General features: G+C 60.9%; 15 protein-coding genes. 4 read left to right on the top strand and 11 right to left on the bottom strand.

The window, feature by feature from the left end; translation table 11 throughout:
* Window positions 1-41: 41 nt before the first annotated feature.
* Genes PQQ86_RS29920 through PQQ86_RS29935 form a run of 4 tightly spaced genes read right to left on the bottom strand, consistent with a single transcriptional unit; the run spans window position 42 to window position 1,916 of the window.
* Window positions 42-575: a periplasmic heavy metal sensor gene (locus PQQ86_RS29920; protein WP_408275271.1), complete on the bottom strand. Its 534-nt coding sequence runs from the start codon at window positions 573-575 to the stop codon at window positions 42-44.
* Entirely contained in the window at window positions 572-991 is a 420-nt protein-coding gene (locus PQQ86_RS29925; protein WP_408275273.1) for a hypothetical protein, read from the bottom strand. Before PQQ86_RS29925 ends, PQQ86_RS29920 begins: the two co-directional genes overlap by 4 nt.
* A complete protein-coding gene (locus tag PQQ86_RS29930) occupies window positions 988-1,548 on the bottom strand; it encodes an RNA polymerase sigma factor (protein WP_408275276.1) in 561 nt (186 codons plus the stop codon). The genes PQQ86_RS29925 and PQQ86_RS29930 overlap by 4 nt, the downstream gene beginning before the upstream one ends.
* Before the next feature lie 47 nt (window positions 1,549-1,595).
* Window positions 1,596-1,916, bottom strand: a complete 321-nt coding sequence (locus tag PQQ86_RS29935; protein WP_408275279.1) for a YXWGXW repeat-containing protein — start codon at window positions 1,914-1,916, stop codon at window positions 1,596-1,598.
* Window positions 1,917-2,296: 380 nt separating this feature from the next.
* On the opposite strand from PQQ86_RS29935, the gene PQQ86_RS29940 reads away from it, so the two are divergent.
* The 3 genes from PQQ86_RS29940 to PQQ86_RS29950 all read left to right on the top strand — a co-directional run bounded on the left by PQQ86_RS29940 (window position 2,297) and on the right by PQQ86_RS29950 (window position 6,516).
* On the top strand, window positions 2,297-4,087 hold the full coding sequence (locus tag PQQ86_RS29940; protein ID WP_408275281.1) for a phospholipase C: 1,791 nt from the start codon (window positions 2,297-2,299) through the stop codon (window positions 4,085-4,087).
* A 200-nt stretch (window positions 4,088-4,287) separates the two neighbouring features.
* Window positions 4,288-5,739 (top strand): cytochrome-c peroxidase, encoded by a 1,452-nt coding sequence (locus PQQ86_RS29945; protein ID WP_408275284.1) that lies wholly within the window; start codon window positions 4,288-4,290, stop codon window positions 5,737-5,739.
* An 84-nt stretch (window positions 5,740-5,823) separates the two neighbouring features.
* Window positions 5,824-6,516 (top strand): HAD family hydrolase, encoded by a 693-nt coding sequence (locus PQQ86_RS29950; RefSeq protein ID WP_408275287.1) that lies wholly within the window; start codon window positions 5,824-5,826, stop codon window positions 6,514-6,516.
* A 25-nt stretch (window positions 6,517-6,541) separates the two neighbouring features.
* Here PQQ86_RS29950 and PQQ86_RS29955 read toward each other — a convergent pair whose 3' ends face one another.
* Complete coding sequence (locus PQQ86_RS29955; protein WP_408275289.1) at window positions 6,542-6,934, bottom strand: carboxymuconolactone decarboxylase family protein; 393 nt, start codon at window positions 6,932-6,934, stop codon at window positions 6,542-6,544.
* A 296-nt stretch (window positions 6,935-7,230) separates the two neighbouring features.
* On the opposite strand from PQQ86_RS29955, the gene PQQ86_RS29960 reads away from it, so the two are divergent.
* Window positions 7,231-7,479: a hypothetical protein gene (locus PQQ86_RS29960; protein WP_408275292.1), complete on the top strand. Its 249-nt coding sequence runs from the start codon at window positions 7,231-7,233 to the stop codon at window positions 7,477-7,479.
* A gap of 77 nt (window positions 7,480-7,556) precedes the next feature.
* On the opposite strand, the gene cysS is transcribed toward PQQ86_RS29960, so the two are convergent.
* From cysS to PQQ86_RS29990, 6 genes are all read right to left on the bottom strand, one after another.
* Window positions 7,557-8,942: a cysteine--tRNA ligase gene (cysS, locus tag PQQ86_RS29965; protein WP_408275295.1), complete on the bottom strand. Its 1,386-nt coding sequence runs from the start codon at window positions 8,940-8,942 to the stop codon at window positions 7,557-7,559.
* A 354-nt stretch (window positions 8,943-9,296) separates the two neighbouring features.
* A complete protein-coding gene (gene cyoD, locus PQQ86_RS29970; RefSeq protein WP_093644557.1) occupies window positions 9,297-9,653 on the bottom strand; it encodes a cytochrome o ubiquinol oxidase subunit IV in 357 nt (118 codons plus the stop codon).
* Complete coding sequence (gene cyoC / locus PQQ86_RS29975; RefSeq protein ID WP_097396765.1) at window positions 9,654-10,259, bottom strand: cytochrome o ubiquinol oxidase subunit III; 606 nt, start codon at window positions 10,257-10,259, stop codon at window positions 9,654-9,656. It lies immediately after the preceding gene.
* Window positions 10,259-12,247: a cytochrome o ubiquinol oxidase subunit I gene (gene cyoB, locus PQQ86_RS29980; RefSeq protein WP_408275298.1), complete on the bottom strand. Its 1,989-nt coding sequence runs from the start codon at window positions 12,245-12,247 to the stop codon at window positions 10,259-10,261. The genes cyoC and cyoB overlap by 1 nt, the downstream gene beginning before the upstream one ends.
* Before the next feature lie 3 nt (window positions 12,248-12,250).
* Window positions 12,251-13,150 (bottom strand): ubiquinol oxidase subunit II, encoded by a 900-nt coding sequence (gene cyoA, locus PQQ86_RS29985; protein WP_408279396.1) that lies wholly within the window; start codon window positions 13,148-13,150, stop codon window positions 12,251-12,253.
* A gap of 375 nt (window positions 13,151-13,525) precedes the next feature.
* A complete protein-coding gene (locus PQQ86_RS29990; protein WP_408275301.1) occupies window positions 13,526-15,079 on the bottom strand; it encodes an NADH-quinone oxidoreductase subunit M in 1,554 nt (517 codons plus the stop codon).
* Window positions 15,080-15,171: the final 92 nt, after the last annotated feature.

Below are 15,171 nucleotides of genomic sequence, written 5' to 3' on the forward strand. Positions count from 1 at the left end.
CGACCGCCACGCTCCAATCCGTCGCGGCCGTTCCGATTTTTTTATTCGCCCGACACTTCACTCGAAGACTCACTTGCGGCCGGCTTCGGTGGCTTGTTCGCATTGGCGGCCGGTTGCGGTTCACGCCATTGTCCGCGCAGCTTCAGGCTGTCGGCGAATGCGACGCGCTCTTCAGGCGACAGCGTCGCCGCAAAATCCGCCACACTGCCCTCCACTTGCGCGCGCAAGCTGCTGTCGGCCTGACGCGTGCGGGCCAACGCCGCGTCCAGTGCCGCGCGATCGAACTGCGGCGCGGCGAGCAGACGCAACACGTCGTGACGCCCTTCGCGGCCTTCGCGGGCATATTGCCGGCCCTCGCGGCGCGCATTCTTCAAGCCGTCGACGAAAGCCTTCTGACGCTCGGCCGGCAGCGTTTCAGCAGCAAAGCGCAGCGCGGTGCGCTGCTGCGCCAGCACCGTGGTGGTCGCGCCATGCGCCGCAAACCACTGATAAGCGCCCCCGGCAATCGCGCCCAGCAGAAACACGTTGAGCACCAGCGAAGCCACCAGCACGATTTTCCATGACCGGCCGTTCATTCGCCGCTCCAATCGGCGGATGAACCACCGAAGCTCGAAGTTAAATAAGAGGACTCATGCACTTGCGGAACCGTCCCCGTCAAAACAAAGAACGAGACCGCAAAAGCGCCGGCCACGCCGCCCAGCACGCCAACGCCTGCCACCGCCGCACCCGACCACCACAGTTTCCGGCGTGGTGCGCTCGGCCGCCGTCCCGGTGCGCTGCCGATGATGCGCTGCTGCAATGCCGCGCCAGGCGGATCGACCTTGTCGGTGGCCAGCCATGCATCGATGCCGGCCACGTCCGCCAGCAACGCGCCGGCCTCGGCACGATGCGCCGCGGCCCAGGCATCTGCCGCTGCGCGTTCCTGTTGCGGCCAGCGGCGCGGATCGGCGCCGTAGGCTTCGACGATCTGATGGAATCTTTCGGGCGTCATGACTTGTCCTTGCTAAGGCCGCTGCCGGCCAGTTGGGCGCGCAGATTGCGGCGCGCACGTGCCAGCAGACTTTCCAGTGCATCGACCGTGATGCCCATCAGGGCGGCAGCGTCGATGTTCGACATCTCCTGGTAGTAATTCAGCACCAGCGCCTCGCGCTGTCGTGCCGGCAATGCGGCGAGCGCCTCGCGAACGCGTTCGTCCTGGGCGCGCGCTTCAAGCGCGGCGTCGGGCAACGCGGCGGGGTCGATCACGTCGGGCAGGTCGTCTTGCGGGACTTCGCGGCGGCCGCGCAGACGGTCATAGCAGAGATTGAGCGCGACACGATGGACCCACGTATCGACCTTCGCCTCGCCTTCCCGCCAGCGCGAAGCCTGTTTCCAGATCCGCACGAAGACCTCCTGCGCCACGTCTTCCGCTTCCATGCGGTCTCCCAGCATGCGCGTGGCGAGCGCGAGCAGACGCGGCAGCTTGCGCGCGACGAGCGAGCGGACGGCGGCCGGGTCCTGCCGGGCCACCCCCTCGAGCAATTCCGCATCGGGATCGCGTTCGCTCAAGGTATGCGGCTCCACAGCGAGCCAAAGAGCACCACGGCGCTCAACGTTCAGGCCCAATGCCCTTCGACCCAACGCCAGTTAGGTCCGCGCTGCACCCAATGCCCCGGCACCCAACGATAGCCGACGCGCACCGGCTGCCAGTGGCCCGGCACCCACACATAACGGCCGTGCTCCCAACGCCAGCGCCCCTGATCCCAGACGTAGCCGGCACGCGGCGCCGGCATCACCTCGACGCGCGGCGGCGGCGGCGCCATCGGCGCGACGATCACCGCCTGCGCGAAGGCAGGCGCAGCCGCCAGTGTGGCAACGGACGTAATCGCCGCAGCGAGCACGGAAGTCAGAAGGCGGACCAGTTTGGTCGATGTCATGTTGGATTTCTCCCATAAGAGCCGAAGCCAGAAGCGGCTGCGTTTCTTCTTGAACGCCGCAGCCGGAAAAATCCGTCGTTCTCCGCCGTTCTGATTGGCGCTGAAAGAAACGCGCCGCTGCACGCGAATCGAGGAGGCCATAACAACCTTTCCATCGCGGCCTCGCGCAAGCGGAACGACAGTAAAAGTTATCTAAATGAATGGCAACCGATAGGTGGCGTAATGTTCGCGCCCTCAAATCTTAATCAGCGGGTGTTTCAATGCGCGCTGTTTCTAGCGGTAAGACACCTCAGCTGTATTTCTAACAATATCCCCAGCGAACATCCACACGTGCATTACTGGAAACGCTGAACGGCGAAGTCGAATCTGGAGCCAGTCACATGTTCCGTAGAACCCTCTTACCCATCCCGTTTGCCGCGATGCTTGCGCTCGCTGCTTGCGGCAACAATAGCGTGAGTTCGACGGCGTCCGCGCCGGCGGCTGCATCGACGCCGGTAGTTACGGTGTCGGCGCAGGATGCCGTCACGACGGCCACGCCGATCAAACACGTGGTGGTGATCTTCGGCGAGAACGTCTCGTTCGACCACTACTTCGCAACCTACCCGCAGGCCAACAACCCGGTTGGCGAGCCGCAATTCTCAGCAGCCGCTGGCACGCCGTCGGTCAACAACCTCAGCACCAACAACCTGATCACCGCGAACCCGAACGCGCTGTCGACCTCGCCGAACACGGCGGGCCGCACGGTGGGTTCGGTGACGATAGCGGGTCTCGGCCTGCCGGCCGCCGACCTGCTGCCGTTCCGTCTCGATCGTTCGCAAGCCAATACGTCGAGCCAGAACCACGCGTATGCCGCAGAACAGCTCGCATATAACAACGGCGCGATGGACTCGTTCCCGCTGTTCACGGCGGCGGGTTCGACCATTGCCGGCAGCACCGGCGCGTTCGCCACGAAAGGCCAGGTGCTCGGTTACTTCGACGGCAATACGGTCACGGCAATGTGGAACTACGCGCAGAACTTCGCAATGAACCAGAACGCGTACACGGACACGTATGGTCCGTCGACGCCTGGCGCACTCGAAGTCATCTCAGGCCAGAACAACGGTGTCGTGGTGACGGGCGGAACCTCGGCCAACGCAATTCCTGACTCGACCGGCGGCTTCACGATGGTCGGCGACCTGGACCCGACCGGTGACGCCTGCACGATCGCGGCAGGCAGCACGGTGACGGGCGCGATGACGTCCAGGAACATCGGCGACCTGCTCAGCGCGAAGGGCCTGACGTGGGGCGGCTTCATGGGCGGCTTCAACCTGACGACCACGAATGCCAACGGCACGACCGGTTGCGCACGCTCGACCTTCTCGCAAGTCCTGAACGCAACCAAGTCTGACTACGTGCAGCATCACGCCTGGTTCCAGTACTACGCGACCACGGCCAACCTGAAGCACACGCGTCCGACGTCGACGGCAGTGATCGGCGCGACCGATCCGCTCGACAACACGGCAACGCCGGTTCACCACCAGTACGACACCGACGACTTCTTCACCGCGGTGAAGGCGGGCAACTATCCGTCGGTGAGCTTCCTGAAGGCGCCTGCGATCAGCGATGGCCACCCGGGCAACTCGGACCCGATCGACGAGCAAGCTTTCGTCACGAAGGTGATCAACTTCCTGCAGCAACAGCCTGACTGGAAGAACACCGCCGTGATCATCGCCTACGACGATTCGGACGGTTGGTACGACCACCGCTACATGGCGCCGAAGAGCTCGTCGTTCGATTCGACCACGGCGCAATCCGCGGGCGGCGCGACGGTGGCTGGCACCGACAACCTGAGCGGCACGGGTCAGTGCACTGCAACAGGCGCGGTTCAGCCGCAGGGTGTGAATGGCGGTGCGGTGAACGGGCGTTGCGGCCCGGGTACGCGCACGCCGTTTATCGTGGTGTCGCCGTGGGCGAAGGTCAACTTCGTCGACGATACGCCGATCACCCAGGCGTCCGTGGTCAGGTTCATTGAGGACAACTGGCTCGGCGGTCAACGCCTTGGCAGTGGTTCGTTCGATGCAACCGCGGGCAGCATCATGAACATGTTCAACTTCTCGGGCTCGGGCAACAATCCGACGGTGTATCTGGACGAAAACCTGGGTACGAAACTGTCGGCGCCGCCGGCTAGCTGACCCGCAAACGTGCGGACTGCTCTTTCGGTGCACCTGCCGTCATGTCATGCACGAGCGCTGCTCGTGCATGACGACACGATGCGCAGCGCGAGGAAGAGCACGAAACACATCAAGCTGTAGTTGGGCGTCGAGCCAGTGCAAACGTGCTGGCTCGATTTGCTTTTTGATCGCACCTGATCGAATTACTTGTCACTACCGCCATGAATCATCCTTCAGACGCCCTGCTGCCCCCGCATCTGCCTGCCGGCGGTGAGCCGGGTCCCGTCATTACCCGTCGCGCCTGGCTCAGGCTGCTCGCGTGGAGCGCCGCCGGCATCATGCTCGCGCTCGTCGTGGTTTGCGCGTACGCGCTCATCTATCCGGAACGGATGCCGCCCGCAGTTGGCTCGATCGTCGAGGAAATCACCGGCGCGAATCCCAATCCAGTTCATTTGATGCGTCCGCAAGACGCGCCGCTGAGCGCGGTTGCGCTGCTCGGCAAACAGATTTTCTTCGACCAGACGTTGTCGGCATCGGGTACGCAGTCGTGTGCGTCGTGCCACTCAGCACAGCATTCGTATGCGCCGGATAACGCGTTCCCGGTTCAACTCGGCGGCGCGCACATGAATCAGGCGGGCTATCGGCCGCCGCCGTCGCTGACGTATCTGTACCGCCAGGCGCCATTCAGCATCGGACCAGATCAGGGCGATACCGACGTGCCCGTCGATATGACCCAACTGGCGTCGCAGGCCGCCGGCGTGCAGCGCGCACAGAAGACGGCGCTTGCCGCCCCCGCCGCCCCGGCGATGGTGCCGCAAGGCGGTCTGTTCTGGGACGGCCGCGCCGATACGCTGCAAATCCAGGCAATCGGTCCGCTGATGAATCCGGTGGAGATGGCCAACGCAACTGAAGCAGATGTCGCGCACAAGCTGCTGCAAACGAAGTATGTGGACCAGTTCAAGCAGATCTTCGGACCGGGCATCGTCAATAATCCGAGCCTGCTGATCTCGGAAGCCATGTTCGCAGTGGGACGGTATCAGACCGAGGATCAGTCGTTCCATGCTTTTACCAGCAAGTACGATTACTGGCTCGAAGGTAAAGCACGGCTGACCCACGCCGAATTGCATGGCTTGCAGTTGTTCAACGATAAGGACAAGGCTAATTGTGCGGGTTGCCACTTGAGCCAGCCCAGCAAGGATGGCTTGCCGCCAGTGTTCACCGACACTCAGTACGAGGCCCTTGGCGTGCCGCGGAATCCGGCCATTCCGGCCAACAAGGATCCGAAGTTCTTCGATATGGGCGTGTGCGGGCCGTTCCGTGACGACATGACGAAGGAGACGCAGTACTGCGGGATGTTCCTTACGCCGACCCTGCGCAATGTTGCCGAGCGCAAGGTGTTCTTCCACAACGGCGTGTATCACGATCTCAAGCAGGTCATGGACTTCTACAACCTGCGCAACACGGCGCCCGAGAAGATCTATCCACGCGATGCTTCGGGCAAGGTACAGAAGTACAACGATCTGCCGGCGCAGTATCGCGCCAATGTCGATGTTGCCGATGCGCCGTTCGATCGCAAGTTCGGGGATCAGCCGGCCATGACGGATCAGGACATTCAGGACATCATTGCGTTTATGAAAACGCTGAATGACGGGTATAAGGCCGCAGGGTCCTGACTCCCACAGGGGCCGTTACGCAGCGTCGCGCGAGCCGGTGAGGTATCCTTCCCGGTTCCGCGACCACTTTTCGTACCCTGCCCGATGGCCGATTTCCCTTTCCACGCCGTACTCTTCGACTGCGACGGCGTGCTCGTCGACTCCGAACCCATCACCAACCGCGTGCTGACCGAGATGCTCGGTGAGCTGGGCTGGCACTTGAGTGTCGAAGAGGCGATGCAAATTTTTGTCGGCAAGGCCGTCAGGGATGAAGCCGCACTCATCGAAGCGCGCACCGGCTTCGCAATTACAGCGGATTGGCTCATGCAATTTCGCGCGCGTCGCAATGAGGCGCTCGATCGCGAGCTGGTGGCGATCGATGGCGCGGCGTCGGCAGTGCGCGCGCTTTACACATCGCTCAACGGACGCATTGCTGTCGCGTCCGGCGCCGATCGCATCAAAGTGGAACTGCAACTGGCGAAGGCCGGTATTCTCGACTGCTTCGAAGGGCGCATCTCTAGCGGTCACGAAACACCGCGCAACAAGCCGTATCCCGATGTCTATCTCGCCGCGGCCGCAAGCCTGGGCGTAGAGCCGCAACGCTGCGCTGTGGTTGACGATACCGTTACGGGCGTGACTGCAGGCGTGGCCGCCGGTGCCACAGTGTTCGGCTATTGTCCGAAAGAACTGAGCCACAGCAGCGCCACTGCCTTGCACGGCGCGGGCGCGGTTCACGTCTTCCGTGACATGGCCGACCTGCCCACGCTGCTCGCCGGATGGCGCGGCGTGCAGGGTTAAGCGCGCGCACCGTTACTCGACGACGTTACTCGAAAGCGGGGTCGATCGGCACGCGATACCCCACCGCGAGGCGGTTGGTCTCGTTCGCCATACCGACCACCGCCAGCAGCTCGCCGAACATTTCATCGGTCATGCCCGCGCGGCGGGCCGCCGCCGTATGGCTTGCGACGCAGTAGCCGCAGTTGTTCGTCACGCTCACCGCGACGTAAAGCAATTCCTTGATCAGCGGATCTAGCGCACCCGGTGCCATCACGTCCTTCAGACTGTCCCACGTGCGCGCGAGCGTAGGCGGATGCTGGGCGATGTATTTCCAGAAGTTGTTGACGTCGTCGACCTGGCGCGTCTGCTTGATGTCGTCATAGACGGCTGTGACTTCAGGCGAAGCTGCGGAATATTCGACGGCTTTAAGCTGGCTCATACATCCTCCTTTGCTTGCTAATGGAAATCGGCGATTCGTGCGCGAGTGGCGCAGGGTTGCCCATTGTGCCCAGAATTCCGGCAGGTGTAGCGAATGCTCGCAACAGCGTAGCTGTTGGTGGTGCGCCAACACCGTAGCGTCACGAGTCGGTGTATCTCAACCATCCTGCGCTCGCGAGATCGGTAGATGTGGACGCCATAACGCTTTGCGGCGGATGGCATGGTGTGTGCAAAGGGAATCAATGAGCGCGGCGATACCCGGGCTCACTGTCAATCCAACCCTGCCGGAGATCCACCATGAAAACGCTAGTTCTCAAAGATTTGCCCCGCGTCGATGAGCTCGACTGCACGGCTTCGCAATCCATCCGCGGCGGCATCGCTTGCCTCACGCGGGAAGCACCGTCTGCTTGCCCTGGCGGGATGATGCCGCCTATTGTCGTTCGGCGCGGCTGGGAGTGTCCGCCGATTCACTGGGGTTGTGGGCCTGTCCATGTCCCCTACGGCAAGCCGCCTTGCCACTCCGAGCCGGTCGTGGTGCCGCTTTAGGCAACGCGAGAAACCGCGTGAAGATAGACGGGCCAGCATGGCGGCCCGTCTATCTTCATCGCCACGCCGGGGTATCGTTACTTCCCTGTATCGCGTGGACGCAGCACCTGCCCACCCGGACCGTCTTTCACGAGCCAGCCCTCGGTTTTTAATTGCTCACGCAGACGATCAGCCTCGTTCCAGTCCTTAGCCGCGCGGGCCTTGTCACGCTCGTCGAAGATAAGCGCGATATCGGCGGGAATCACAGGCACGTCTTCCTTCCAGTCGGCAAGCCGAAGTCCGAGCACGACGTCGAATCGATCGACCGTCGCCCGTCGCGTCGCCGCCGGGAGATTGCTTCTCACCACATCCCAGAGCACGGCGAGCGCACGCGGCAGATTCAGATCCTGATCGACCTCAGCCTTGAAACGCTCAACGCTGTTCGCATCGGGCATGCCCCCTTCAGGCCATTGCACATAAGCTCGATGCAAACGGTCCAACGCGGATTGCGCGGCATCGAGCGCTTCGAGATTGAAGCGCAGCGTGCTCCGGTAATGCGCGCTGAGGCACAAGTAGCGATACGCGAGCGGATCGATGCCTCGATCGATCAACGTCTGCAAACGCACGAAATCGCCGCCCGACTTCGACATCTTGCCGGTGTCCAGCGTGAGAAAATGGCCATGCATCCAGAAGTTCGCGAGACGGGTTCCATGGCGTGCCCGCGTTTGCGCGATTTCATTGCTGTGATGCACGGCAATGTGATCCTCTCCTCCGCAATGAATGTCGAACCACGGGCCGAGGTATTTCGCCGACATCACCGAGCATTCGATATGCCAACCGGGAAAACCCCGGCCCCACGGACTATCCCACTCCATTTGCCGTATGGTGTCCGGCGGACTGAATTTCCACAGCGCGAAATCCGTCGGGTTCTGTTTCTCTCCCAGCGCAACACGCTTGCCGGCCTGCAGGCCAGCGACGTCGAGACGTGCGAGAAAGCCGTAGTCGTCCTGATTGCTCGTATCGAAGTAGACGCCGTCGGTCGTGCGGTACGTATAGCCGTTGCGTTCGAGTTCGGCAATGAAGTCGATCTGCTCGACGATGTGATCGGTCGCGCGGCACCACAGGGCAGGCTCGAGCAGGTTCAGCGCGCGCCAGTCGTTCATGAAGGCTTCCGTATATCGCTCCGCGATCGTCCACGCCGATTCGCCAGTGCGGCGGCTGCCCTTCTCCATTTTGTCTTCGCCTTCGTCAGCATCGGACACCAGGTGACCCACATCGGTGATATTGACGACGTGCCGCACGGTGTAACCGTTCAATGTCAGCACGCGTCGCAGCACGTCTTCGAACACGTAGGTTCGAAGGTTGCCGATATGCGCGTGGTCGTACACGGTCGGACCGCAGCAATACAGCCCCACATGGTCCGCTTGAATCGGCGTGAAAGCGCGTAAGGTGCGCGACCAGGTGTCGTACAGGACGAGTGGCATGTGAATTCCTGTGGTGTTGAGCGCGTTAGTGAACGTGAGAGCGCAAGAACGAAAGCGGAAAGATCAAAACAAAAAGCCACCGGTCTTGTGACGGGTGGCCTCAGGGATGCGGACGTGTACAGATCGACTCGCTAGACGCAAGCTCCCCTTGGCAGGCTGCAACAGCATGCGTGCAAAGAATGCGGACGAGAATGGATAGATGCGATCATGGAAACGATGCTAACGCGTGTTTCGAGAGCGGTCAATCCTGAATCGCGGCGCCGTGTCCAAATCGTGCGCCTTTGGAATGCATGAAGAAAGCCCCGCAAAGTTTTCAACTTGCGGGGCTTTTTCTCAAATGACTTAGTTTTCCGCCTAGCGGGACATCATGTGCATGCTGACGTTATGCATGATCCACAATGACCCGACGATCAGAATCACAGCCGTGAGCACCGTAAAGCCGAACGCCATGACGTTCCAACGCTGTGCCGACGACGCGTTCATGTGCAGGAAGAAAATCAGATGCACGACGATCTGCACAAACGCGAGGCCTGCAATCGCGAGCAGCGCGTTCTCGCCGGTCAACGTCCCGTTAAGGACGAGACCGAAAGCCGCGGCAGTCAGGATGACGGAGAGAATGAAACCCACCGTATAGCTGCCGAAGCTGCCGTGACTTTCTCCGCCGTGTCCTTCGTCCGGGTGCGCCAGGTGTGAGTGATGGCTATGGTCCATTTAGATCACGCTCGCAAGATAGACAAAGGTGAAGACGCCAATCCACACGACGTCCAGAAAGTGCCAGAACAGGCTCAGGCACGTCAGGCGAATCATGTCGCGTTCGGTCAGATCGCGATGACGCATCACCTGCACGGCGAGCACCACCATCCAGACCAGGCCGCACGTCACGTGCAAACCGTGCGTGCCGACCAGCGTAAAGAACGACGACAGGAACGCGCTGCGGCTCGGGCCCGCACCCTCTGCGATCAGGTGCGAGAACTCGCGCATTTCCAGCACGAGGAACGCGAGACCCAGCAGGAAGGTCACGCCGAGCCAGAAGAGCAGCACGCCCTTCCGGTTCTTGTGCGCGCCCAGCATCGCGAAACCGTACGTAATACTGCTCAGCAGCAGCATCGACGTTTCAAGCGCAACGCCTGGAATCTCGAACAGATCCTTGCCGGTCGGGCCACCCGCGAACTGATGGCCCATTACCGCGAACACGGCGAAGAGCGCGGCAAAGATGATGCAGTCGGTCATCAGGTACAGCCAGAAACCGAATACCGATTGCGACGGCACATGGTCCGGCGCGAGATGCGGTTGAACCGCAATAGTCTTCTGTAGCATCAGTCCACCTCAAGCGCAATGTGGGCACCAGCGCCGGCGCGTTTTTCTTCAATCAACGCGACTGTGTCGGCCGGGATGTAGTAGCCGTCGTTGCCCTGGAAGCTATAGACGATCACTGTTCCGATTGCACCGACCAGGCCGACAATCGCAAGCCACCAGATGTGCCACACACCGGCAAAGCCGAGCGCCAGCGAGAACAGGCCAACCAGCAGACCCGCTGACGTGTTCGACGGCATATGAATGTCGCGATACACCGGCTCTGTTTGCTGCGCTTTACGCGACTTCATATCGGTGAACGCATCCAGCTTACGCACCGTCGGGATGATCGCGAAGTTGTACACCGGCGGCGGCGAGCTCATCGCCCACTCCAGCGTATGACCATTCCATGGATCGCCCGAGACGTCGCGATTTTGCGGCAGATTGCGGTCGCGGATACTGACGTACAACTGCGCCAGTTGGCAGGCAATGCCGATAGCAATCAGCCCTGCGCCAAACGCAGCGAGGATCAGCCACGGATGCCATGCCGGATTGTCGTAATGGTTCAGACGACGCGTCATGCCCATGAAGCCGAGCACATACAGCGGCATGAACGCGACATAGAAGCCGACCAGCCAGAACCAGAATGCAGCCTTGCCGAGTTTCTCGTTCAGCTTGAAACCGAACGCTTTCGGGAACCAGTAGTTGAAGCCGGCCAGATAACCGAACAGCACACCGCCGATGATCACGTTGTGGAAGTGAGCGATCAGGAACAGGCTGTTGTGCAGCACGAAGTCCGCGCCCGGGATCGCCATCATCACGCCGGTCATTCCGCCGATCGTGAACGTGATCATGAAACCGATCGTCCACAGCACGGGCGTGGTGAATTCCAGACGACCCTTGTAGATCGTGAACAACCAGTTGAACACTTTCACGCCGGTCGGAATCGCAATCACCATCGTCGCAATGCCGAAGAAGGCATTGACGTCAGCGCCCGAACCCATCGTGAAGAAGTGGTGCAACCACACGAGGAACGACAGCACCATGATCGCGCAGGTCGCCCATACCATCGTCTTGTAGCCGAACAGCGGCTTCTTGGCGAAGGTGGCCACGACTTCCGAGAAAATACCGAACGCCGGCAGGATCAGGATGTACACCTCCGGGTGACCCCATGCCCAGATCAGGTTCAGGTACAGCATGGCGTTGCCGCCGCCGTCGTTCGTGAAGAAGTGCATGCCGAGGTAACGGTCCAGACCGAGCAACGCGAGCGTCACGGTCAGGATCGGGAACGACGCCATGATCAGCACATTGGTGCAGAGCGCGGTCCACGTGAATACCGGCATTTTCATCCAGGTCATGCCCGGGGCGCGCATCTTCACGATGGTCGCGAAGAAGTTCACACCGGTAAGCAAGGTGCCAATACCGGAGAGCTGCAAACTCCACAGGTAATAGTCGACCCCAACGCCCGGACTGAACTGCAATTCCGATAGCGGAGGATAAGCGAGCCAGCCCGTCTGCGCGAACTCACCGATCACCAGCGACACGTTGATCAGAATCGCGCTTACCGCGGTCATCCAGAAGCTCAACGAGTTGATGAAGGGGAACGCTACGTCGCGCGCGCCGATCTGCAGCGGCACGATCAGGTTCATCAGGCCGATCATGAACGCCATCGCCATGAAGAAAATCATGATGACGCCGTGAGCCGTGAACACCTGGTCGTAGTGATGCGGCGGCAGATAGCCTGGGCTCATATAGCCGAGCGCCTGTTGCAGACGCATCATGATCGCGTCCGAGAAGCCGCGCAGCAGCATGATCATCGCCACGATGATGTACATGATGCCGAGCTTCTTATGGTCGACGGAAGTCAGCCATTCCGTCCACAAGTAGCGCCATTTGCCGAGATAGGTGATCGTGCCGAGCACGGCCAACCCGACGAGCGCCATGAAGATGCCCGCGCCCACGATGATTGGCTCGTGGTACGGAATCGCATCGAGCGTAAGTTTTCCGAACATGCGTTACCCCTTACCCTTAGGCGCACAGTTGGCGTCGTTCATGTTGTCGAGGACGTTACCGTTGTTGTATCGGGCAATGATGTTGTGAAAGAGCCTCGGATCGACCGACGAGAAGTAGCGCACCGGCTCCTTCTCGGTAGGCGCCGACATCGCGTGATAGCGGTCCATGTCAAGACGGTCGGACGAGGCGCGTACCTTGCTGACCCACGCGTTGAACTCGTCCGGCGACGTGGCGAGCGCGCGGAACTTCATGTCCGAGAAACCCTTACCGCTGAAGTTCGCTGCAGTGCCTGCGTAGTTGCCGGCCTCGTCAGCGATCAGGTGCAGACGCGTTTGCATACCCGCCATCGCGTAGATCTGGCCGCCGAGTTGCGGAATGAAGAAGGAGTTCATCACCGTGTCCGACGTGATGAGGAAGTTCACCGGCGTGCCGACCGGGAACGCCAGCTGGTTCACCGATGCAATGCCGAGGTCGGGATAGATGAAGAGCCACTTCCAGTCGAGTGCGACGACTTCGACGTTGATCGGCTTGACCTGCGATTCGAGCGGCTTATACGGATCGAGCTCGTGTGTGCTCTTCCACGTCAGCACGGCGAGAAACAGAATGATCAGCGTCGGAATCGTCCAGATGGCGATTTCGATGCCGGTCGAATGCACCCAGCCCGGCTTGTATTCGGCATTCCTGTTCGATGCACGATAGCGCCATGCGAACAGCAGCGTGAGCGCGATAACCGGAACGACCACAATCAGCATGGCCCAGACCGACGTGGCAATCAGCTCACGTTCAGCCAGACCCACACTTCCCTTCGGATTCAAAACATCGAGGTTGCTGCAACCCGAGAGCAACAACACAAGGCCGGCGGAAAGGAAACCTGCCGACCCTCGCAGCGTCTTTCCTTTCATATCCATTGCCTTTCTTCTACGACTTCAACGAACGTCATTCGACCGCTCTCCATTAGTAAGCGATCGCATAATAGGGGGTCGTCAAGGGGATATAAACACTCGTTTTCGCAACGATCTATTGCGCCGCAACACCGTGTGACATGTTGCCGCACGGCTGCGCGCACGTGAGGGTTTGCAATGCGCTATTGCGAAGTGCCGACGGAATCGACAGATCACAAAAGTCCCTTTAAACAAGCATTAAAACGCAGCGTGACCTGAGTGGTTGATCTGTGCCGAATGCCCGAAAAGGACGTGTGTAGGGGTGAAAAAAAGCGCGTTCGCGCCAGCAAAGTCCTGGCGACGGATGTTGCACCTGCGACACGCGCCTTGTTTCGATCAGCCCGGTGTGCGTGCCGCGACAGTAGCGGGCGCCGCAGCCTGCAGGTGCTCGCCACCGTCAGCCGGCACGGAGTCTGACGGATGCAGGCTGCGTTCCGATTGCGCCAGCAGCGTGCCGACCGACGGGTCGATCGCGTCGGTGAACGGCTTCGGATTGATGCCGATGGCCAGCACCAGCAGAGCCATCGCGCCGAGCAGCACGAACTCGCGCTTGCCGAGGTCCTGCAGCTTCGCGACACGTGCATTGGCAATCGCGCCGAAAATCACGCGCTTGTACATCCACAGCGTGTAGGCCGCGCTCAGAACCAGCGTGGAGGCCGCGATGGCGCCGATCCAGAAATTGAAGCGGATCGCGCCCATCAGCACCATGAACTCGCCGACAAAACCCGAAGTGCCCGGCAGGCCGATATTGGCCATCGAGAACAGCATCACGAACGCAGCGAAGCGCGGCATGGTGTTGGCAACGCCGCCGTATTCAGCGATCGAAGCCGTCTTCGTGCGGTCGAAGAGCATGCCCGTGCACAGCAGCATCGCGCCGGACACCACACCATACGACAGCATCTGCACGATCGCGCCGGCCTGGCCGATGCGGTTGAAGACGAACAGGCCGAGCGTCACGAGGCCCATGTGCGCGATCGTCGAATACGCGAGCAGACGGCGCATGTCGGTCTGCACGAGTGCCAGCAGGCTCGAATAGATCACCGCGACCAGCGACAGCGTGATCATCATCGGCGCGAAGAAGTGGCTGGCCTGCGGGGCGATCGGCAACGCAAAACGCAGCAGGCCGTAGCCGCCCAGCTTGAGCATGCCGATCATTACCGCGGCGCCGGTCGGGCCGTCGAGGTGGACGTCGGGCAGCCACGTATGCAGCGGCCACATCGGCACCTTCACACCGAACGCGGCAAGGAAGCCGAGGAAGATCAGGACTTGCGGCCACGTGCCGAGGTGCGTTTCACGCCACAGCGCGAGGTCGAAGCTGTGCGTCTGCGCATACAGATACAGCATCGACATCAGCATCATCAGCGAGCCGAGGAACGAGACGAAGAAGAACTTCACTGCGGCATACGAACGGTTCGAATTGCCCCACGTCCCGATCAGCAGGTATAGCGGAATCAGCGTCGCTTCGAACGAGATGAAGAACAGCATGCCGTCCATCGACGTGAACACGCCCTGCATGAAACCCGACAACATCAGGAACGCGCCGAAGTATTGCGCGGTGCGCTCGGTAATCGATTCCCACGAGGCGACCACGATGATGATCGTGGTCAGCGCGGTCAACGCGACGAGCCAAAGCGAAATCCCATCCACCCCCACATGCCATGCGATATCGAACGTGGGCGACCAGCGGACGTTCTCGACGAACTGCATCGACGTCACGTCATTGCGGAAATTCGACACGAGCGGAATCACCGGCAGGAAACCCGCTATCGCGCCGGTCAACGCGAGCCATCGCGTGCGGTTACGTGCCGAGTCCGATCCGGCACGCAAAACCACCAGGCCGGCGACAATAGGGATCCAGATGAGTAGGCTAAGAAGCGGAGGCAATGGCATGTGTTCTGTTGAAAACTTGAAATACAAAACGCCGCATCAACGCCTTCAAAAACGAAAGCATTGAAATGGATATGTAGGCTGGATTTCGCTGA

The sequence above is a fragment of the Paraburkholderia sediminicola genome (genome assembly GCF_046026675.1).
GTDB lineage: Bacteria > Pseudomonadota > Gammaproteobacteria > Burkholderiales > Burkholderiaceae > Paraburkholderia > Paraburkholderia sediminicola_F.

Coding starts and splice junctions, on each gene's coding strand:
- PQQ86_RS29920 (WP_408275271.1), bottom strand. CDS start 575: ATGAACGGCCGGTCATGGAAAATCGTGCTGGTGGCTTCGCTGGTGCTC.
- PQQ86_RS29925 (WP_408275273.1), bottom strand. CDS start 991: ATGACGCCCGAAAGATTCCATCAGATCGTCGAAGCCTACGGCGCCGAT.
- PQQ86_RS29935 (WP_408275279.1), bottom strand. CDS start 1,916: ATGACATCGACCAAACTGGTCCGCCTTCTGACTTCCGTGCTCGCTGCG.
- PQQ86_RS29940 (WP_408275281.1), top strand. CDS start 2,297: ATGTTCCGTAGAACCCTCTTACCCATCCCGTTTGCCGCGATGCTTGCG.
- PQQ86_RS29945 (WP_408275284.1), top strand. CDS start 4,288: ATGAATCATCCTTCAGACGCCCTGCTGCCCCCGCATCTGCCTGCCGGC.
- PQQ86_RS29950 (WP_408275287.1), top strand. CDS start 5,824: ATGGCCGATTTCCCTTTCCACGCCGTACTCTTCGACTGCGACGGCGTG.
- PQQ86_RS29955 (WP_408275289.1), bottom strand. CDS start 6,934: ATGAGCCAGCTTAAAGCCGTCGAATATTCCGCAGCTTCGCCTGAAGTC.
- PQQ86_RS29960 (WP_408275292.1), top strand. CDS start 7,231: ATGAAAACGCTAGTTCTCAAAGATTTGCCCCGCGTCGATGAGCTCGAC.
- cysS (WP_408275295.1), bottom strand. CDS start 8,942: ATGCCACTCGTCCTGTACGACACCTGGTCGCGCACCTTACGCGCTTTC.
- cyoD (WP_093644557.1), bottom strand. CDS start 9,653: ATGGACCATAGCCATCACTCACACCTGGCGCACCCGGACGAAGGACAC.
- cyoC (WP_097396765.1), bottom strand. CDS start 10,259: ATGCTACAGAAGACTATTGCGGTTCAACCGCATCTCGCGCCGGACCAT.
- cyoB (WP_408275298.1), bottom strand. CDS start 12,247: ATGTTCGGAAAACTTACGCTCGATGCGATTCCGTACCACGAGCCAATC.
- cyoA (WP_408279396.1), bottom strand. CDS start 13,150: ATGAAAGGAAAGACGCTGCGAGGGTCGGCAGGTTTCCTTTCCGCCGGC.
- PQQ86_RS29990 (WP_408275301.1), bottom strand. CDS start 15,079: ATGCCATTGCCTCCGCTTCTTAGCCTACTCATCTGGATCCCTATTGTC.